This is a genomic window from Bifidobacterium tibiigranuli (assembly GCF_022655035.1).
GTDB classification, from domain to species: Bacteria; Actinomycetota; Actinomycetes; order Actinomycetales; family Bifidobacteriaceae; genus Bifidobacterium; species Bifidobacterium tibiigranuli_A.
In genome coordinates this window covers 1-19,802 of record NZ_JALCUA010000009.1, presented here as the reverse complement: position 1 = coordinate 19,802, position 19,802 = coordinate 1, and the positions used below count along the sequence as shown (strand labels likewise).

20 protein-coding genes and 2 tRNA genes are annotated in these 19,802 nt (G+C 59.4%); 18 read left to right on the top strand and 4 right to left on the bottom strand.

Annotated elements, in window-relative coordinates:
• Positions 1 to 21 precede the first annotated feature (21 nt).
• Together LKK40_RS08795 and LKK40_RS08790 are read left to right on the top strand one after the other, a co-directional pair.
• Complete coding sequence (locus LKK40_RS08795) at positions 22 to 669, top strand: aminotransferase class III-fold pyridoxal phosphate-dependent enzyme (protein ID WP_273193440.1); 648 nt, start codon at positions 22 to 24, stop codon at positions 667 to 669.
• On the top strand, positions 585 to 1,418 hold the full coding sequence (locus LKK40_RS08790; protein ID WP_273193442.1) for an aspartate aminotransferase family protein: 834 nt from the start codon (positions 585 to 587) through the stop codon (positions 1,416 to 1,418). Before LKK40_RS08795 ends, LKK40_RS08790 begins: the two co-directional genes overlap by 85 nt.
• 69 nt (positions 1,419 to 1,487) lie before the next feature.
• Here LKK40_RS08790 and LKK40_RS08785 read toward each other — a convergent pair whose 3' ends face one another.
• A complete protein-coding gene (locus LKK40_RS08785; protein ID WP_273193446.1) occupies positions 1,488 to 2,687 on the bottom strand; it encodes a P1 family peptidase in 1,200 nt (399 codons plus the stop codon).
• A 67-nt stretch (positions 2,688 to 2,754) separates the two neighbouring features.
• Positions 2,755 to 3,381, bottom strand: coding sequence for a M48 family metallopeptidase (locus LKK40_RS08780; protein ID WP_423773218.1), 627 nt, complete (start codon positions 3,379 to 3,381; stop codon positions 2,755 to 2,757).
• 241 nt (positions 3,382 to 3,622) lie between these two features.
• Here LKK40_RS08780 and LKK40_RS08775 point away from each other — a divergent pair.
• The 3 genes from LKK40_RS08775 (at position 3,623) to LKK40_RS08765 (ending at position 5,329) form a co-directional block, all read left to right on the top strand.
• Positions 3,623 to 3,696 (top strand) — tRNA-Ile (locus LKK40_RS08775).
• A gap of 49 nt (positions 3,697 to 3,745) precedes the next feature.
• Positions 3,746 to 3,818 (top strand) — tRNA-Ala (locus tag LKK40_RS08770).
• A 284-nt stretch (positions 3,819 to 4,102) separates the two neighbouring features.
• Complete coding sequence (locus tag LKK40_RS08765) at positions 4,103 to 5,329, top strand: tyrosine-type recombinase/integrase (RefSeq protein WP_273193449.1); 1,227 nt, start codon at positions 4,103 to 4,105, stop codon at positions 5,327 to 5,329.
• Positions 5,330 to 5,344: 15 nt separating this feature from the next.
• Here the strand turns inward: LKK40_RS08765 and LKK40_RS08760 are convergent, their stop codons facing one another.
• A complete protein-coding gene (locus LKK40_RS08760) occupies positions 5,345 to 5,830 on the bottom strand; it encodes an ImmA/IrrE family metallo-endopeptidase (protein ID WP_273193452.1) in 486 nt (161 codons plus the stop codon).
• Complete coding sequence (locus LKK40_RS08755) at positions 5,820 to 6,209, bottom strand: helix-turn-helix transcriptional regulator (RefSeq protein ID WP_273193455.1); 390 nt, start codon at positions 6,207 to 6,209, stop codon at positions 5,820 to 5,822. Before LKK40_RS08755 ends, LKK40_RS08760 begins: the two co-directional genes overlap by 11 nt.
• A gap of 95 nt (positions 6,210 to 6,304) precedes the next feature.
• Here LKK40_RS08755 and LKK40_RS08750 point away from each other — a divergent pair, with 95 nt between their 5' ends.
• From LKK40_RS08750 to LKK40_RS08690, 13 genes are all read left to right on the top strand, one after another.
• The gene (locus tag LKK40_RS08750) at positions 6,305 to 6,595 is read left to right on the top strand and encodes a hypothetical protein (RefSeq protein WP_273193458.1); all 291 of its coding nucleotides are present in this window, start codon (positions 6,305 to 6,307) and stop codon (positions 6,593 to 6,595) included.
• Positions 6,588 to 6,815: a hypothetical protein gene (locus tag LKK40_RS08745; protein ID WP_273193463.1), complete on the top strand. Its 228-nt coding sequence runs from the start codon at positions 6,588 to 6,590 to the stop codon at positions 6,813 to 6,815. The genes LKK40_RS08750 and LKK40_RS08745 overlap by 8 nt, the downstream gene beginning before the upstream one ends.
• Positions 6,812 to 7,684, top strand: a complete 873-nt coding sequence (locus tag LKK40_RS08740; RefSeq protein ID WP_273193466.1) for a helix-turn-helix domain-containing protein — start codon at positions 6,812 to 6,814, stop codon at positions 7,682 to 7,684. The genes LKK40_RS08745 and LKK40_RS08740 overlap by 4 nt, the downstream gene beginning before the upstream one ends.
• A gap of 130 nt (positions 7,685 to 7,814) precedes the next feature.
• Entirely contained in the window at positions 7,815 to 11,984 is a 4,170-nt protein-coding gene (locus LKK40_RS08735; RefSeq protein ID WP_273193468.1) for an LPXTG cell wall anchor domain-containing protein, read from the top strand.
• Positions 11,985 to 11,986: 2 nt separating this feature from the next.
• Positions 11,987 to 12,223, top strand: a complete 237-nt coding sequence (locus LKK40_RS08730; RefSeq protein ID WP_304310287.1) for a hypothetical protein — start codon at positions 11,987 to 11,989, stop codon at positions 12,221 to 12,223.
• Between the two features lie 140 nt (positions 12,224 to 12,363).
• On the top strand, positions 12,364 to 13,296 hold the full coding sequence (locus tag LKK40_RS08725; RefSeq protein WP_273193474.1) for a DUF3801 domain-containing protein: 933 nt from the start codon (positions 12,364 to 12,366) through the stop codon (positions 13,294 to 13,296).
• Positions 13,293 to 13,643, top strand: coding sequence for a hypothetical protein (locus LKK40_RS08720; RefSeq protein ID WP_273193475.1), 351 nt, complete (start codon positions 13,293 to 13,295; stop codon positions 13,641 to 13,643). Before LKK40_RS08725 ends, LKK40_RS08720 begins: the two co-directional genes overlap by 4 nt.
• Positions 13,640 to 14,089, top strand: coding sequence for a hypothetical protein (locus LKK40_RS08715; RefSeq protein ID WP_304310286.1), 450 nt, complete (start codon positions 13,640 to 13,642; stop codon positions 14,087 to 14,089). Before LKK40_RS08720 ends, LKK40_RS08715 begins: the two co-directional genes overlap by 4 nt.
• A gap of 4 nt (positions 14,090 to 14,093) precedes the next feature.
• Positions 14,094 to 15,806, top strand: coding sequence for a VirD4-like conjugal transfer protein, CD1115 family (locus tag LKK40_RS08710; RefSeq protein WP_273193480.1), 1,713 nt, complete (start codon positions 14,094 to 14,096; stop codon positions 15,804 to 15,806).
• Positions 15,807 to 16,180: 374 nt separating this feature from the next.
• Entirely contained in the window at positions 16,181 to 16,381 is a 201-nt protein-coding gene (locus LKK40_RS08705) for a hypothetical protein (protein WP_094695315.1), read from the top strand.
• 7 nt (positions 16,382 to 16,388) lie between these two features.
• Positions 16,389 to 17,225 (top strand): hypothetical protein, encoded by an 837-nt coding sequence (locus LKK40_RS08700; RefSeq protein WP_273193486.1) that lies wholly within the window; start codon positions 16,389 to 16,391, stop codon positions 17,223 to 17,225.
• 4 nt (positions 17,226 to 17,229) lie between these two features.
• Positions 17,230 to 17,652, top strand: coding sequence for a PrgI family protein (locus LKK40_RS08695; protein ID WP_273193488.1), 423 nt, complete (start codon positions 17,230 to 17,232; stop codon positions 17,650 to 17,652).
• A partial coding sequence (locus LKK40_RS08690; protein WP_304310285.1) for a VirB4-like conjugal transfer ATPase, CD1110 family occupies positions 17,543 to 19,802 on the top strand: 2,260 nt, incomplete at its 3' end. The genes LKK40_RS08695 and LKK40_RS08690, both read left to right, overlap by 110 nt.

The following is a 19,802-nucleotide window of genomic DNA, read 5'->3' as shown; positions in this document are numbered from 1 at the left end:
TGAATACCGCACACTGACGCAATGGAGGCGAAACCGACTATAACGAATCACGCAACACCCGACACCGATACTGCCGCGGCCCGCAGCACGCAGGCGCTTTTGGAAGCCGACACCCATCTCATCCACCCGCATCTTCCGTTGGACAACACGCGGCGCTTCATTATGGACAAGGGCGAGGGATGCCTGCTGTGGGACACCAATGGCAATGAATATCTCGACGCCACCGGCGGACTGTGGCTGGCGCAGATCGGCCATGGCAGGCGGGAGATCGGCGAAGCGCTGAGCAAGCAGGCGTCTCGGCTCGAATACTTCACCAGCTTCTGGGATTTCACGAATTCATCCATTCTGAAGCTCATCCCCACGCTGCTGGAACTCGTGCCCAGCCACATCACCGATTTCGTATTCACGAGCGGCGGATCCGAATCCACCGAAGCGGCCATCAAAACGGCCCGCTATTACTGGTACAAGAAGGGTCAGCCGGAGAAGAACTGGATTCTTTCGCGCCGCAACGCATATCATGGCGCAGCCTACGGCGGCGGGTGCGCGTCCGGATTCGAGGCCGACAACTTCGGGCTGGTCCGCTCGTGCCGCATTTCCGCCATCTCACCCCGCCTCACACCTATCGTTCGTGGCTGTTCGACGGCCAGGATCCGGTGGATTTCTGCATAGCGGAGCTTGAGCAGTCCATCGAAGAGATTGGCGAGGATAATATCGCCGCTTTCATCGGCGAGCCGCTGCTCGGCGTCGGCGGCATGGTGACGCCGCCCGAAGGCTACTGGCCAAAGCTCGAGGCCGTGCTGCGCCGGCACAATATCCTGCTCATCCAAGACGAGGTCGTCACCGGCTTCGGACGCACCGGCTCGTGGTTCGCCTGCCAGCGCTATGGCGTGCAGCCGGACATCATCACCGTGGCCAAGGGCATCACCTCGGGTTACATGCCGATGGGTGCCGCGATGATGCGCAAGGAGATAGCCGATACGGTGCGCGAAGGCGTTGGGTTCCCGGTGGGATACACGTATTCGGGGCATCCGCTCGCCGCCACGGCAGCGGCCGTGAACCTTAGCATCATCAAGGACGAAGGACTCGTGGAACGCGCCAACACGATCGGCGACTATCTCGCCGCAGGATTGCACGCGGCGCTGGACGATCTGCCCGTCGTCGGCGAGGTGCGCCACGCCGGCATGGCGTTCGGCATCGAGCTGGTCAAGGACAAGCAGACCCGTGAGCCGCTTGAGCCGCAGGTCGCCATAGCCGATGAGATCCTCGACGAATTCCATGTCGTCGTCCGCTGCACGAATCCCACGATCATCGTGATGTCGCCGCCGCTGATTCTCAGCGAAGCGCAGGCCGATCGCATCGTCGAGGCCGTCTCCACCGTAGTCGGCCGATTCCGGCCAGATGGATCATACGAGAAGTAGGCGGTTATGCAGGCGGGTCCGGCATGCTGGCGGAGTTCAGCGCACGAACTCCGCCAGCATGCGACGCCCTTAGCGCATAAACGCCCGCCGCACCTCGTCATGCGGCAGAGCATAGCTGGCATGTCCATCGCGTCCGACGATATCACGCGCGGCCACAAGCGCATTGACCACCGATTCCTCGACACATTGGGCGACCGCCTCGTATAGCGCGTCCATCAGTCCCCACGCGACGAATTCCATGCTGTCAAGTGCGCGGCCTTCCTCTTCGGCGGCCATCGAGGAGCGCAGCGATCCGGGATTGCCGGTGGAGAATGCCAGGAAGATATCGCCTGAGAAATGGCCGCCCGTGGTACCGGTGCGAGCCAGGCCCATAGGCACACGCCGAGCCAATGCCTTGCATTGCACGGGCAGCAGCGGTGCATCCGTGGCGACGATGGCAATGACCGACCCTGAGCCTTCAGGCGGATTCGGCGCACCCGATTCCTCCTCGAACCAGCGCGTCTCCTGCATCGGATTCGGTGCCTTCGAGTCGCGGCCCAGCGGCACGCCATGCACGTTCAGCTCGTATCGTTTGCCGAAATTGCATTGCAGAAATGCACCTACCGTATACGTTTTGCCCAGCAACGTCACGGTGCGCGAGGCCGTACCGGACCCGCCTTTGAACCCGTAGCAGCACATGCCAGTGCCGCCGCCGACGTTGCCTTCGGCAATCGGGCCCGAAATCGCGCAGTCTAAGGCGTCGAACACATGCTGCAGCGTGACGTGCTGGCTGTTGATGGCGTTGAGATACCCGTCCCATGTTTCAGCCACGACCGGCAGCATCCACGCCGCAGCCTTGCGCGGGCAGCGTTTGAAGAGCCACTGGTCGATCGCGGAATGCACGATGCCGACCGAATGCGTGTTCGTGATCGCCACGGGCGTGGTCAGCGAGCCGGACTCCTCGATCCACGTCCGCCCGGTCATCTCTCCGTTACCGTTCAGCGCGAACGTCCCGGCGGCGCACGGCGATTCCACATCATCGCCGCGCGGCAGAATCGCAGTCACCCCAGTGCATGCAGCCTGTGCGCCATGCATGTGTTCGGCATCCGAAATAATCGTCGAATACCCTACGCGCACCCCCGGCACGTCGGTTATGGCGTTGCATGGCCCCGTCGTGCCGTCGAAAGCAACGCCAAGGTCGCGGGCGCGGGCGGGTGAGGCGGCGCGAGTGGTGCCACTGCCAAAACTGCTGGCAGCGTCGTTACCCGCGGCATTCTCTTGGCGCATCATGGCTCCTATCTTCTTACATAAATCGTATGCGGCAGCTGCAGCACGATAATCACGGTTGGCGAACCATCTACAGCACTACTTGACGATTCAGCTCTCGCCGCAGCTGCCGCCAATTTGGCAGGTATCGATCCATTCGCCGCTGGAACTCGGCACCGTGCCCATTGGCCCACAGGTGCGTCATTTCATGGATGAGCACGTAGTCCAGAAAACGCTCATCCATCAGCCCGAGCTGCAGGTTCAGCCGGATGCGACCGGTTCGGGGCGTACAGGAGCCCCAGCGCGAACTCATCACCCGCAGCGTGATATGCGACGGCGAGCGCCCGACAATCGGCTCCCAATGCGCAAGCAGCGCGGGAAGCTGGCAATTGATCGCCGCAGCCGCTGCACGCTTGCGCTCGTCGGACCACGCGAACGTCTCTCCGTCCGCGCCGCCCCCGCCCGTAGGACTGTTGCGCCGCGCCGCAGCGAGCCGTTGCTGCTGCCGCTCGATCCAGCCGCGCCGCTCGCGCACGAAGTCGACGATGCGTTCGTCGCCCATCCGAGCGGGCGCGGACACTTCAACCGAACCGTCCGCGGGCCGGACGCGCAGGTACAGGTTCCTGATCATCTTGCGCGTCACACGCACGTCGAACTCGTCCACAACGAGCGTCATTTCAGCGAGCGCGCACGGCCGGGAACGATGACGATTGGGCATACGGGCTATTGTCGCTCGATTGCTCGACGGAGCGGGAGGAGCAGGGAGGCAGAACACCCTCGGACGAACCCAGACGGCAGTGCACGGTTCCGGCGGAAGAAACTATGGCTACGTCGGCTCCTACTCCCACTCAATCGCTTGCCGACTGCAGAATTCGCACGACACGCACACCCACAGTTTGACTAATCCATGGGAAGGGGTATTCTATCTTCTTGTGCGCTTTCGAGCGTACTGGTTTTTCGGGCCCGTAGCTCAGGTGGTTAGAGCGCATCCCTGATAAGGATGAGGTCGGAGGTTCAAGTCCTCCCGGGCCCACGCAGAGATATGACAGCGGCTTTCTGGCCGCTTATTTTTTCTCTGTCATGGGGCTATGGCGCAGCTGGTAGCGCATCTGCTTTGCAAGCAGAGGGTCGCCGGTTCGAACCCGGCTAGCTCCACGGTTATCAAAGGGCTGGTCCACTGTGACCGGCCTTTTTTGTTGCCATTCCAGCATTCTTCCATTGTATTTCCAGGGTTTTCCGGTTGGTCTGTCTTGACGTGCAGTGGCGTGTTTTCGCTTGCTGTTTCCTGTTTGGCGTGGTAATTCATGTGGTAAGAGCAGTATGGTTCACGGGTGCGGGAGGATGTTATGGCTCGGAGATTCGGGACGCTTCGGCACAAGAGCAATCGGACGAGCGCGTGGATTGAGGCGAGCTATCTGACGCCCTTCTGGGCGTTCGACATGTGGCCTGGATTGAGGGAGCGCCAGTATGCCAGCTTCGACATCGATGACGAGGCAGGCGCGCTGGTGTGGCTTAGGGATGCCAAGCTTCGTATCGACGCCCATTCATGGCAGCCTGAAAGGGAGATCCTTCGGGAGCAGCAACGCCGCTCGTTGACCTTCGCCCAATACTTTGAACAATGGCTGGGTCTGCGACGCACCCGGTCGGGCGACCAACTCCAGGCAGGTACGATCTACAGGATACGAAAGGACGCGACGAACCATATCCTCCCGTTTTTTGGCAAACGACGCTTGGCCGAGATCACGAGCCGTGATGTGGATCGGTGGTGGGACGGGTTGGATCACTCCCAGCGCAGCATGTGCATCAATGCACTCAAAGTGCTCAAGAGCGTGTTGGCATCCGCCAGCAGTCCCGGGCTCGATGGGGAAAGCCCAATGATTCCCAGGAATCCCTGCACCATCATGACACCATCACAGCGACGCAACACCGAGACGGTGCCCGCCACGATCGCACAGGTACGCATGATCTACGAGGCCATGCCCGAACGGTACCGCGCGGCGGTGTACATCGCCGTGTTCTGCAACGGTCCGCGCATCGGCGAGATCTGCGCGCTCACCAGAAGCAGCATCGATCTGGACCATATGGTGCTTCATATTCGCTCGAGCCGTAAAACCATTGGACCGGAGCTGATCGGCAGCACCAAGACCGAGCACAGTGAACGCGACGAGAGCATACCCCCACAATTGAAACCAATGATGGAGACGCTACTCGACCTTACCGGTCCCGAAGCTGGTGCTTTTATTTTCCCCGGCGTCACTGATCGTTCAGCCCCGTTGCACCCCAACACGCTCAGAGGTTGGTATGACAAGGCCCGAATCCAGGCGGGACGCAAGGATCTTCGTTTTCATGATCTGCGTCATACGGCGTTGACGTTGCTGGCCCAGCAGGGTGCGACGGTGCGTGAGATCATGGATGCGGCCGGTCATTCGGATCCGCAGACCGCGATGCGGTATCAGCACAGTGTCCAGTCGCGGTCAAGGGATCTCGCGAGGCAGATAGGTTCGCTCATTCCCGGTGAGGATACCGTCGAGTCGCTGCGCTCCCGTATAGAGGATAATGATCAGCGCATACAGGAACTCAGAAAGCAGAACGAACAGCTGTCATCACAACTCTCCACCGCCATGATGCGGCATGAAACGGGCAGACAAGCGAAGAAGCAAGGCTGATTCCTCCCCTGGCTGTCAGATGCCACCCGTCGATCTTCGGCTTTGGCAAAATGCCCGTTGCCGACGGTCTGTCATGGCAGGGACCATTGCCAGGTAGTTGCGGAAGTCTTCGATGACTTGCACGGTGACGTCCAGCTCGCAGGCGATGGCGTAGGTGTCACCGTCGTATTCGTTCTCGGCGAGGGCGTATTCGCACGGCCGTATGAGCTTGGACGCGGTTTCCATGCGGGTATGGCGCTCGATCTTCGAGCCCAGGGTTCCCGAACAGGTTTCGTCGGCGTGCTCCCAGTGCACGAGTTCGTGCGCCAGGGTGCAGCGTTGCTGGGCGCTGATGAGCCGCTGGTCTATGAGGATGAGCTTCGTTGCTTCATCGTATATTCCGGTGAGATCCCCCGGAAGCAGAGTGTTGACGACGCTCACGTCGAGGCGTTCGGTGTCGTTGACGATCTGCGTGTATGTCCGGTGCAGGAAATCGGGGAGGATGCGCCTGTTATCGTCCATCGCCGCCTGCCGCCTCAGCCCATTTGTTGGGGTCGTGCGATGCCGCGAGCCTGACATCATGGTTGCCTATCTTGTTGAGCACGTACGCGGTTCTGTCCATTTCAGACAGTTCGCTTGGCTGCGACTCCCCCAGGGTGACGGGTCCCCGCTGGTCGCGTTCGATGAACGCTTCGGCGGATTGGATGAGTTCGTGGGGGTAGACGCCGAACACCTCGGCGAGTTGGGCGAGTTGGGTGACCTTGATGTCACGCTCGTTCTTGAGAATGCGGATCAGGGTGCGTTCGGGGACGCCCGAGCGTTCCGCGAGCCGTTTGATCGTCAGCCCCGCCGCTGATCGTTCGGATGCTATGGTCTTCGCTGTAGCTTCGTTCATGTCCATATGGACACTCTATAACACTGAACAGTCATTATCAAGCCCTATATGGGCACTTCCGATATTGACATACTGCCTGTTTGGGCATTAACATGTCTTTCATGGACAGTTCAAGTTTCGCGACACTCGTCGCGCATCATGTCGCGGCGGTCATCACCCGGTCGGGCGCTTCCATGCTGCGTGCCTCGCAGCTGACGGGGATCCCTCGGGTGACCCTGATCCGCCGGCTGCGGTTCCCCTCCACATCACCATTCGATGTGCATGAGCTGGAGATGCTGGCGCGAGCCTTCCATGTCGACATCGAGACCCTGGTAAGCCCCGTCGAAGAGGCGGCCCTACCAGTGCCGGACACGCATCACGGGGTTGCGGGAGAAGGGGCCGATCATGAGTAGCGGTGGCGGATTCGTGCCGAAGTGGGTGAATCTGAGTGAGGCGTCGATCATGCTGGGCATGGATCGTCGCCAGATCCTCAGGCTCGGCAGGGAGGGTGTGCTGCGCGTATGCCAGCCCTCACGCCAGTATCGGGTGTCCACGGACAGCATCGAGCATCTGGACGAACGGCTCGCCGAGGTGCGCAGCACCGCGAGGATCCATCGCAGGAGACGTCCGTGAGTCTGCGCAGCATGCTGTGGGCGTTGAACGACGCGCCCACGGGCAAGGACGCGACCGCGAAGGTGATCCTGATCGCCTTGGGTGATTACGCCAATCCCGACGGCACCGGCGCCTACCCCAGTCTGGCGACACTGTCCCGGATCGCCGAGGTGTCACGCCGCACGGTGCAGTACAAGCTGCGCCTGCTGGAACGGTCCGGAGCGATACACCATGGCGACCAGCGGCTCGCCTCGTACCTGCCCGGCAACCATCGCCCCACGGTATGGGACCTGAACCTGCAAACCACGAGACACCGGGTGGAGGACACGACCGTCACGGGTGCAGATCCTGCACCCGTGGACGTTCACAGGGATGCAGCAAGCACTGTCCAGGGATGCAATCACAGCCCCGTAGACGTGCAGCACGGTGCGCACGAACCATATAACCCGACAAATAACCCGGGTGAGAGACTCCCCCGCCGTCGCCGCCGACCCACGATGAGCAGAATCGGCGACTGGCGGCCTGATAGTGCGCACCACGCTCTCGCCACCACGCTTGGCTTGGACTGTGATGCGGAGTTTGCGAAATTCCGTGACCGATGTCTCTCCTCGGCACAGGTCAGTGCCGACTGGGATGCGAGTTTCCGCAACTGGCTCAGACGCGGCCATGAACTCAACCTCACGGTCAAGGCCCGCCACCCATCCGGCCACGCTCACACGCACACCTGGAAATGCACGCACGTGCTCGCCTTGCTGCGCAGGGACGAGGAGAATGCCACTCCCGACGGTCTCGCGGTCACCCTGGCCAAACTGTTGAACACGGGCATCACCGGCATTCAGGCACTGCAACGGCTGGGCCTGCCGACTGACGATGATTTATCCACGCCGTGACGTGTCCGCACGCACGGCGGACACCAATTGTGCCTTCGTTATCACGGTTCTCTTTTGCCGGATGAACGCGATAGCAGGGGTCTGTTAGGGCAACCCATAAGGGGCTGCCCCTTAATGATAAGGGAAGAATATGAGGAATTGGAAGAAGGGTGCGACCGTGGCAGCAGCCGTGATCGCGGCGCTTTCCACGCTCGTTTCACCACTGGCCTACGCTGATGGCGGCGGTGGATCAGGTGGCGGCGGCACAGGCTCGGGCGGTGACGGCCAGATCAGTTTCGCCTATCGCGACAGCTTTGGCGCTCCTACGCTGGCCAACGTCGATGTTGCGCTGGCTTCAATGGGTCTGACATCATTCAACGATGCGTCGCATCCTGCGGATGCGGCGGCCACCACGGCATTGAAGAGCGCGGTGAGTGAATGCCAGTCCCGCTATGCCGCGAAGCATGATGGCAGCACGAATGCGGGATGCCGCTTGGTCAGTGTCGGCGCGGTTTCCACCGATGGTGTTTATACCGGCAGTACCGGTGGATTTAATACATCGCAGTGGGCTTCTGCCTGGAATGCGGTGACTCAGGGGAAGACTTACTCGTATGAGGGTGTCGGCTATCAGACGACCACTCCGTTCTCGGATGGGGTGACCACGATCAATGGACTGGTTGCTCGTGAAGCGGCGAAGACACCAGGAATCATTGTCATCGTCCTTTCCAGCGACGAACCACCGGTCGCCTATAAGCTTTCCGTGTCCACGAAGCAGGCGTCTGCCGCCTCGATGAAGGTGGGTTCGACCGCTGCGGTGCATGACGTGATCACCACGTCGAACAATGGTTCCTCGCTGAGTGAGAATCTGACGGCGAAGGTCATCATGCACTATGACGGGCAGAGGAACGGATACGTGGCCGCGAAGAGCGCGACGAAGAGCATGGCCATCAGTAATGATGGTTCGAAGAACTCTCCTGATTTCATGCCGTCAGATTTTGGTTTGTCGCATTGGCAGGAAGGCACGTACTGGTTTGACGTGCAGGTTGCCAGGCAGGGCAGGATGGCGGCTGCCGTGGATACCACGGATCGCGAGGCTTCTGAATCGTTCCCCGTGGCTGCGGTTCCTCCCGTGAAGCCTTCGAAGAGCATCGAGGACGGCACGTCTGCCGACCGGATGGTGAATCGTACGACGATCACGACCGGTACCGGTCGTGGCGGCTACGAGATGACCATCAAGGATACGATCACGCCGAATGGCGTGAACTATTCCATCGACAACTGCAAGCTGGTGGACACCACGAGTGGTGCCGACGTGTCTGGCGATTTCACGATCACCTGGGACAAGAGTGCGAACACGGTGACTGCCGTGCGTACGGCGTCCAGGGGCGAGATGCCGTTGGACCGCACCTATGCGTTCAGCTTCGATGTGACGGTTGCCAAGCCTGACTTCTCCAAGGTCGATGATGTCGCCTCTGTGAAATGGAACCAGGATGCCACGGTCAACACTGATGGCCATTCCTTCCCTACATGGAGACCCAACCCTGACAAGAGCTGGATCAAGCAGATCAATGGCAAGTGGCAGGCCGTGATCGACCCGTCCAGGAGCAACCAGACCGGTGCCGACACCGAGACATTCCTTGACGGCGATACGGTCGGTTCCGTGGTCAACGGGATGGTTGCCGCGAACCTGATCCAGGCTCCTACGAAGTTGACTTTGACGGATGATTGGGCGAAGGCTGACTGCATCTTCGATGCTGCTGACGCTTCCAAGATCCGCGTGTATGCGGCTGATGCGAGCCGTGAGAAGCAGTCCAGTGTCGCGGACATCGCCAATACGGGCAAGGATGTGACCGACCGGTTCACCATCACCGTGAACGGCACGGTTGCCACTGCAACGGCTAAGGCAGATTACCTTGCTTCGTTGAAGGGTCTGGCGAAGGCCCGGCAGATTACCCTGCTGATTCCAGGAACCGTGAACTTCGCCAACGGTGGCGGCGCCAAGCAGGTGCGCTCCGACTTCGGCAAGCAGGCCGGCGACGAGCTGACGTTCTGCACGAACCCCGACGGCGTGGACGATGGCGCGGGTTTGACGAACGCGGGTTCCGAAACCGTGAACACGCAGGCCGAGGATACGAACGAGCCTGAGATCTGCGGCTATGTGCCACCGGTCACGAAGGATGTGCTGGCCGAAGCCTCGCAGGGCGGCGACCAGTCCAGCGTGGACGGCAAGACCGTGTTCCCCGGCCAGAAGGTCGAATACAAGCTTGAGACCACGCCGAAGCTGCCTGCGAACCTGGCCTATCAGGTGACGAACGTGGGTGTGACGGACAGTTACGACCGGTATCTGAACGTGGACAAGCAGACCTTGGAGGTCACCGACCTGAACACGGGCAACATCATTCCCAAGAGCCAGTACACCGGAACCTGGGATGACACCGCGCACACGGTTCGTCTCGCGTTCTCCGATACCTGGGTGAAGGCCAACTGGAAGGCCGGATCAAACCCGAGGGTCATCGTCCGGTTCGAGGGCACGGTCTCCAAGGACGCTCCCGCGAACACGAAGGTGGACAACCAGTGGAAGCTGACGCTGAACAACAGCATCACTCCGTCGAACATCGTGGAGAACACGCCTCCCGACGACAACCCTTCCAAGCAGGACACTCAGAAGGATGCGAAGATCAACATTGACGGCAAGACCGTCGTGCTGGGCGACAGGATCTACTATCGCGTCAACCTCGATGCCTCGAAGCTGGACAACACCGCGTATGTGGTGCAGCGCCTGGGTATGGTCGACGACTATGACGAGCAGTACTTGAAGCTCGACACGACGGGGATTCAGGTGCTTGACGCCAAGGGCAGTGACGTGACCGGCAAGGTCAACATCCAGGCGAAGGACGGCATCGTGTATGCCTTCTTCAAGACGGTGGACACGACCATTCCCGCCACGGGCGAGACCGTGAAGGGCGACCCGCAGCCGTCCGACTTGCAGGAGTATTCGATCCGTAACCTGGATCCGCTCACCTCTGCCGCCATCGACCAGCAGGTGCTTGGCCAGACCTACCAGATCGTGCTGCCGATGACGGTGAAGGCCGTCAAGGACGGGTACACCGTGAAGAACACTGCGATCCAGGTCACCAACAACGAGCAGAAGCTCACCAACACCGTGTCCAACCCGTTGAAGGAGATCAACCCCTCCAAGGATGTGACGGTCAACGTGGGCGGCGCTTCGGCCGACGGTCAGAGCATCTACCTGAACCACCTGTTCCTCTACCAGCTGGACAGCTCCACGCTGCACACGAATCGTGCGTACAAGGAGATCACCGACTGGAGGATCACCGACGGCTACGACCAGTCGCACGACCGGTACACCGGCCAGTGGGCGGTGTACGCGACGAAGGATGTGGTCGAATACCAGGATGGCAAGGCCGTGACTTTGGCCGCGAAGGGTGACCGGATCGCCGGCAGTGGCGTGGACTCCACGAAGTTCGGTGGAGACCTGTTCACGGCTCAGGATGTGAACGGTGTCATCACGATCACTGCCACGGCACGCTATCTGGCCATCGCATCCTCGAATGACACGACCGAGCAGGGGTGGCGTGCCTACGTGCAGATGGAACGCACCAGGACCGGCGACGTCAGGAACCAGTTCATCGAGAATCTGAACGGCCAGGATCGCCCGTCGAACGTTGTCACCACCCACACGCCTGACCAGACGCCATCCATCAGCATCGAGAAATACGATGCGAAGAGTGGCATGAAGGCCGGGGATCGCAACGATCCCAAGGACGCACTGGACGTGACGGGCGACACCGAGATCGTGTTCCACATCACCAACACCGGCAAGGCCAGTCTCTCGAAGATCGACTTGAAGGACTCCACCATCACGGGTTCCGGCACGGTCGTGGACTTCAAGTATCCGGCCAACTGGAACACGCTCGTGTTGAAGCCCGGAGCGTCGGTGGACGTCACCGGCATGTTGAAGGGCATCAAGAGCAACGACCACCACACGGATCGTGCGAAGGTCACCGCGCAGCCGATCATCGACTGCCCGGCCGTCGACACCGACCCGTTCGATGGCAAGACCCCGACTGTGGATCCATCCAAGGTGTGCTACGACACTGCGATCAGCGCGCACGACGACTGGAACGGGTACAACAAGCCCACGGCCGCCAAGAACGCCCTGGCGAAGACCGGTGCCGACATCTTCTGGCTGGCTGCCGCCGTGGTTCTGCTTGCTGGTGGCGGTGCGGGTCTGTTCCTCTACCGCCGTTCCCTCACTCTCTCCGACGATTCCGGCAAGGATACGGACAGCAAGGAGTGATCATGCTTGCCCCGTCCATTTCTCTCTTCTTCGGGCGGGACATCCCCCCCCCCAAAAAAAAAATCATCATTCATCCAGTCTCGAAAGGAGCCATCATGCTGTGGATCGTGGCCGTTCTCGCGGTGTCATTCGTCCTGCTTATGTCACTATCGCTGTGCAGGGCTGCCGCGATGGGAGACAGGCAGCTTGAACACCTCGATGCGGTCAATCACCGCACCGGCCCTCATGCAGGGCGCTGACGGTTCCCCCAACCGTCAGCGCCACGGTCGGCAGCCAACATTCGCCGGCCATATGACGCCCCGTCTGCTTCCCCCTGCGGGCGGGGCATTCTTCAATATTCCAACCATTCTTTTGAACGAAAGCGAAGGCCATCATGGTCATGGAAGAACAGATTGCACAAAGCGTGCTGAGCGCGGCCATGCAGGGAGCGACCCTTATCCTGCGCGTCAGCGAGAAGGGCGCGAACATACTCGCTTCGGCCACATCAACGACAATCTCCAAGATAGGGAAAACCACGAAGGACGCGCTGCGGCAGGGCCGTGAGTCAGTTGTGAAACTCACGAAGAAGTCTGGCGGCGACCTGCACTTCACCGAGCAGCTTTCACGCGAGGATATGCGTAATGCTCGCACGCAACTGCACCGTTACGGCGTACATTACGGTATCGAGAAAAATGCTGATACTGGCAAATACTACCTGGTATTCAAAGGTTCTGACGCTGATATGGTCAAGCACGCGCTTGAACGCACGTTGGCCAAGGTTGATGGAAATGTCGCCATCGACCCCGTGGTAGTACCCGAACAGGCCCAGGGAGTGAATCAAGCTGCACAGGATGTGGCTGTGACGAAAGCCTCAGACCTTGTACCGGCAACATTGCCGGCTGACGCCCCCCAGTTCACCATGCAGTTCAAGACCGTGCAGTGGGATCGTGATGCGAAGATCATCAGCGATAACTTCACCAAATTGGGTATCCCATACACGATGAGTGACGGTGAGAACGGGGTGAAGCAGGTTGTATTCCCGCAATCATGCGAACCGGCAGTCAAACAGTTCATCGACTCATACGCGCAGAACGTGAAACATTTCGACACGAGCCGTGTGGTCAATTACGCTCAGCTCGCCCCAGCGCAGCCAAAGCAATCGCCCTCGGTGCAGCAGCCAGTGCATACGCAGACCCGTGTGTCGTCAAAATCTGCTCCGAAGAAGACAGCGTCGGATGTGCGACGTGAATTGAAACAGGACACCAAGGAACGCATCAACCGCTCTCGTAACGCGGCACCAGTGCATACGGTGTCAAAGGCGAAAACCAGGTGACTTCGATGAATGAACAGCGCGATCTCCTTCCACCAGGGGCACAAGTGTGGATCCGTGGAACCTTGCTGAGAGAGCCAAAACATGTGCGCTTCAGCGATGGTAATGAAGTCACATATCTGCTGGTGACCTGCGATATTGGCGGCAATCAGCTTATCAGCGTGCCGTGCAATGCCCGTGGCACGGTATCCCGATACTGCCAGTCTCATCAGTATTCCCGTGGCGATCTGCTTTGGATACGAGGCTTTGTCAGGGAGAAGCAAGACAATGCCGGCCATAGTTCTGCTGTGGTCAACGTCGAGGCGATGACCGGGGATACGAGCGAAACATGGCAGGAGAGTGAACTATGAATGCCACCGCTCAGCTTCGCGTCGGCGGCATGCAATCCAGTGAGCCTAGCTTGCGAGTCTTGCAGGCGATGACGGGAACGACCGCCCCGCGTGTGATCTCATGGTTCGGTGACGGCATCACCGTGGTATCTATACCACTTTCTTCCACGGATCCAACCCCACCGGATCTCATCCGGCGTGAGGAGCATACGGAACCGTTGCCGCCCCGCGTTGAAGAACCTGCACCGGTAAGCGCTCCCACACTTCTGGCGCACGATGATGGGCAGGCAGATGATACTCGGCGGCGCAGCGCGCTGGATGTGAGAAACCTCCTGCATCAGACCGCGCAGAGGCTCATCGATGAGCAGCATGCGCGAGAGCAGCAGGCCGCTAGCGGCTCATCAGACAGCAGCGTGCTCACCCATGAGGATGAACGCAACGCCCGCATGGACACAGTGAAAAGGTGAAGTCATGAGAAGAACCCGCAGTACACGAGACCTGACCATATTTGGCATCGTCTTTGCCGTCATCTTGTTCTGGATAGTGGACAAGGTCTGCTTCCAGGTGCGCGTGGATCATGCCCGGGGCATGAGCATCGATGCTATCTCGAATCGACTGTTTACGGACATCATCTCGCGCCCACTACACTTTTCCCTCTACCGGACGGATCTATTGGCAGCCACGGCAAGCCTGGTCGCACTAGGTCTGATCGTGCTCTACAACGCTGGATGGCGCAAGGAACGCAACGGTGAGGAACATGGTTCTGCTTCATGGGGAACCGCGAAAGACATTCGCTCCTTCATGGATCGCAAGACTGCAAAGAACATTCAATTTACACAGACTGAGGGATTGAGCATTGATACTCACCAGACGCAGCGCAATATCAATGCCTTCATCATCGGCGGTTCTGGAACCGGTAAGACGCGCTTCTTCATCATGCCAAATCTGCGCCGTGCCCTGACCAGCTATGCGGTGACCGATCCCAAGGGGGAGATCATGCGCGACTACGGATTGGAGCTGGCGTCACGCGGCTACCAGGTACGATGCTTGAATCTGATTGACTTCGCCCAGTCGAACCACTTCAATCCGATGAAGTATTTCAACCGTGAGGATCCTGAAGTGTCAATCCTACGGCTGACGGAAAACCTGATCAACAACACCTCCGGTGCTGCCGCCAAGGAATCATCGGACTCGTTCTGGGTGAGTTCGGAACGCGCCCTGCTGAACGCTCTGATAGCGTTCGTCTACTTTGCCGAAGAGGATCCGTCACTGCCGATGGTCATTGATCTGGTCGGCCGCATGGGAGCTAGCGAGCAGGATGAAAACAAACGGTTCGACGTCGATTTGATGTTCGAATCGGCAAAGCACATGGTGGCCTCATACTTGAAGGATCCCGACCAGTTCGACGACGACGCCACGCGCATCATCCAGGGCCTTGAATTCGCCATCAAGGAGTACACGCCGTTCACCCAGGGTGCCGGCGAGACGAAGAAAAGCATCATCATCAGCCTGGGTAACCGGCTCGCGCCCATGCAGGTCGGCAATGTGCGCGCCATGCTCTCCGACGATGACATTGACCTGGGACGGCTAGGCAAGGAGAAAACCGTGCTGTTCCTGGAACTGTCGGACACGGATCGCACGTTCAGCTTCCTCGCCTCGATCTTCTACCAGTGCCTGTTCGAGGAGAACATCTACATTGCCGACCACAGCCCGGAAGGGCATGTGCAGGTGCCCATTCAGTGCCTGCTGGACGAGTTCGCCAACATTGGCAAGATTCCCGACTTCGAGCAGCGCATCTCCACATTCCGCAGTCGGTGGATCAGCGCATGCATCGTCATGCAGTCCTATAGCCAGGGCAAAGCCATGTACAAGGAGCAGTGGGACACCATCGTGGGCAACTGTGATTCCATCCTCTACCTGGGCAGCAATGACAACACCACGAACGAGTGGCTGAGCAAGCGGCTCGGATCGGGAACCATCGACGTGCGTGAGGACAGTCAGAGCTACGGGATGAGCGGCAGCAGCACCAAATCATGGCACAAGGTTAAGCGAGAGCTGATGACCCCGGACGAGCTGGCGCTGATCAGATCCGACGAGTGCGTGTACACGCTGCGCGGCGTGAGGCCGTTCCTATCCAAGAAAATCAACCCTTCCACCTTCGTCTATGAAGCGAAGCGATCATGAGCGGTTGGGAAAGGATGATGCCAGGGCTGCAAGCAGTGCGTGTACGTCCGTGGCAAGCTCCCACGATGATTCGACGTGCGGCCGACGTGGTATGCCTCCGGTCGGCCGTATCAGACCCGCATGTTCGAGCGCGAGACAGTCGCGGTATATCCCTGTTGGTGACTGCTCGGGAAGGCTGGCCTGAAGCTGTGAGATCGTGCAGCTCCCGGACGGCTCATCAGCTATGTGCCTCAGCAGGAGGTAGCGGCGCATATTCAGGACTGCACGCAATGCATCGGCCGGGTCATTAGATCTCATAGGCACGATTCTAGTATAAAACTATAAATACATAAAATGATGTTATATAATTATTAGGGAGTAGAGAAAGGCATGACATGACCATTCAAACAATTCTTAACCTATTGAAGACCTTCGTCACCATCGGTGGCGGCCTGTGGATCGTCTGGGGAGCCATCGTAGCTGGCCTGGCGATGAGGGATCACCAAGGCCCACAGATTCAGTCGGGTATATGGCAGATTGTTGGCGGAGGCTTGATTATCGCCGCCGCACAGTTGTTCCTGAGCATCCAGGTCTGAGGTTCCTATGGATCAGTGGATTGTAGCGATGCTCAACGCTATCAGTACAGGAAATACTGATACGAAGAACTTGCTGAAACTGCCCTCTGGCTACAACGCCACGATGTACAACGCGATGACCACATTTCAGAATGTGGCCGTCAAGCCCATCACAGCTCTGGTGCTCAGCGTGATGCTCATGCTTATGCTGCAACAGGCCACCACCCGTGCGGACGGCGACAAGATGCTGTCGGTGCGCCTGGTGGCATCGGTGATGATCAAGGCCTGCCTGGTGCTGGCCGTGCTGAGGATCAGTGGGGCGCTGCTGCAAGGCATTGACAATATCGGTGTCTCACTGGCCAAGAGTGGCAGCAACATCGATGTCGGCACTGGATCTGCCAAGGGGCAGCTCCTAGGCGATGCCATGAAGTCTTCGATAGATTCTGCGAATTGGGGTGCACAGGCGGCCATGCTGATGATCGTGCTGTTCCCCTGGCTGATTGCGAACGTGGTGGGGATCCTGCCTACGGTGATGATCTTCTGGCGGTTCATCCAACTGGATCTGATGACCGCTTTCAGCAGCCTTCCTCTTGCTTTCCTGGCCCACGAGGACACCAAGCAGATCGGCATTGGATATCTCAAACGCTATGCGACGATCACCTTGCAGGGCGTCATGCTCATAGCGGGGATCAAGCTCTACCAGGCCTTGATCAGTGGATGGGTGACCAGCACGGTACACACCAGCAGCGATCCAATGGACTTCCTCATGAAGAACTTTGGGAACCTGTTCGTCGCTCCGATAATCCTGGCTTTGGTGGTCATAGGTTCCAACAGCCTCGCCAAGGCTGTTATTGGGGAAGGATGAGGCAATGGCATTGGAAGTGCAAGTTTATAAAGATGTGCGCGCCTATGAGGCGAAGGTCATGTTTGGCATGAGCTGGCGTCAGCTTGGCGCGGCCGCCGTCGCCGTGCTGGTCGGTGGCGGCGCCTATGCCGCTGCGGCCTTCACGCTGCACGCGAATGGCGCATCCTGGGACAATGCCACCAACATTGCGCTCTACGTCCTGTTTCCGATACTGATCCCCATTGTTGCGTGGGGATGGTGGCGTCCCAAGGGATTGAAACCCGAACAGTATATCGGCTATGTCATCAATCATTACGCATCACGAAAGGTCATAACTTATGCAGACGAATACCGAGGGATGGACGCAGGCCGCCCAGCAGATCAGCGAGACGCAAGAGCACACAAGCAGGATAAGAGGAAGGAGAAGGAAAACCTCAAAGAGCGCTGACACGCATCTCTCAGCCAAAGGCCATATCCGCCACGTAACCGGCTACGATGACGTGAGCCGTGGCGTGTGGTCGGCTGCCCCCAAGCGCACGGGCGACGTCATTGCGTACAGGGCGATGAAGCCTGACGGGATGGCCTACCTGGGCGAGGATGAATGGTCGATCACGATGAGCATGTCCGACATCAACTATGTGGCGTCGGCGCAGGACACGAAGGAGGCTCTGGTAGACCAGTGGGCCAAGTTCATCAACAGCTTCGGCGCAGGCACCAGGATCCAGGAGAATGTCATCAACCGCGTGCTCGACGAGGCTGACGTGACCGACCTGGTGCAGAAGCCATTGACCGGCGACCGGTTCGATGCATGGCGCGAGGACTTCAACAGGATCGCCACGAACAAGCTGCGTTCCGGCAGCGGGAAAAGCGTGGTCACCGAAAAGTATCTGACGGTGACGGTTCGTGAAAGCGATGCGGAGAAGGCTTCCGCAGCGCTGAGCCGCGCCTATGGGGAGATTCAGGGCATGCTGAGCGCCATGGATGGCTGCCGGGTGGAACGGCTTGACCGCACGCAACGGCTCGCGCTGCTATCGCATCTGATGCGTCCCGGCGAGGTGCCGTCGTTCACGGAGGATGATTTCGCAGCGGCACGCAAGTCCATGCACACGAAGGATTACATCGCCCCCTGGGCGATCAGGCTTGACGCTGACGGCAAGGGTTGTGAGCTGATGAACGGTTCCGGTTCATCCCATCACACGGTGCTGTGGGTGCGGGACTACCCGCGTTGGCTTTCTGACAGTCTCATCGGGGATCTCACGGCGATCAAGAGCGATCTGAACATCAGCCTGCACATCGAACCATTCGACCAGGCTGACGGCATGGGCATGCTCAACCGACAGATAGCAGAGTTCGAGATGCAGGTCATGACCGAGCAGAAGAAGGCCCGCAGGGCGCACTATGACGAGACCATGATCCCTCACCGTCTCACCGAGGGCCTGGACGAGGCCACCCAGTTGCGCGAGGAATTGGAGCAGTCCAACCAGAAGATCCTCAGCACCGTGCTCATCATCGGCATCACCGGCACCACCAAGGAGGACTGCGACCAGGTGACCGAAGAGGTGATGACCGCGATCCGCAAGCATTCCTGCCAGGCGGAACGCGCCACGTTCATGACGCTCGACGGGATCAGCACCGAACTGCCGATTGGCGTGCGCGCCCTGCCGATGCGACGAACCATGACCACCGCGAGCACGGCCGTGATCATTCCCTTCACCACGCAGGAGCTGCTGGCCCCGCACGGCAACTGGTATGGGATCAACTCGCAGTCCGGCAACGTGATTCTTGCGGATCGCACCCAGGAGATGAATGGCAATGGGTTCATCCTGGGCACCACCGGATCAGGCAAGAGCCAGTCCGGCAAGATGGAGATCACGAACGTGTTTCTCTCCCGGCCGGACGATGACATCATCATCATTGACCCGGAACACGAATACCCGCCACTGATCAAGGCGTATGGCGGCACCACCATACAGATTCACGCCGGATCCACGGATACCGTCAATCCGATGGACATCAGCCTGGAGTCCGGCATGGCAGACGGTGACGCCATCCACGAGAAGGCCGATTTCATCCTACAGATGATCTCAGCCCTGGTGGGCGGCAAGGAAGGGCTGACCGCAGCCCAGAAGTCGCTCATCGACCGGTGTGCCGTCAAGCTGTACCGAACCCATGCGGCCGCCGCCCATGATGGCGTGCCGATGGTGCAGCCGACCTTGCTGGACTTGCAGAAGTCTTTGCAGGACTCAGAGTCAGCGGAAGGCCACGAGCTGGCAGGAGCGTTGGACCTGTACACGACCGGCTCGCTGAACCTGTTCGCCCATGAGACCAACGTGCAGGTGGACAACCGGCTTGTATCCTGGGACATTTCGTCTCTGGGCAACGAGCTGAAGACCTTCGGCATGATGGTGGTGCTCGACCAGATATGGCGTCGCACCGCGTACAACCGCCAGCGTGGCCGGCGCACCTGGCTCTACATCGACGAGTTCCACCTGCTGTTCTCCAACAGGTTCAGCAGCGAATACTTCCGCAGCCTGTACAAGCGTGCCCGCAAATGGGGGCTGATCCCCACCGGCATCACGCAGAACATCGATGAGCTGC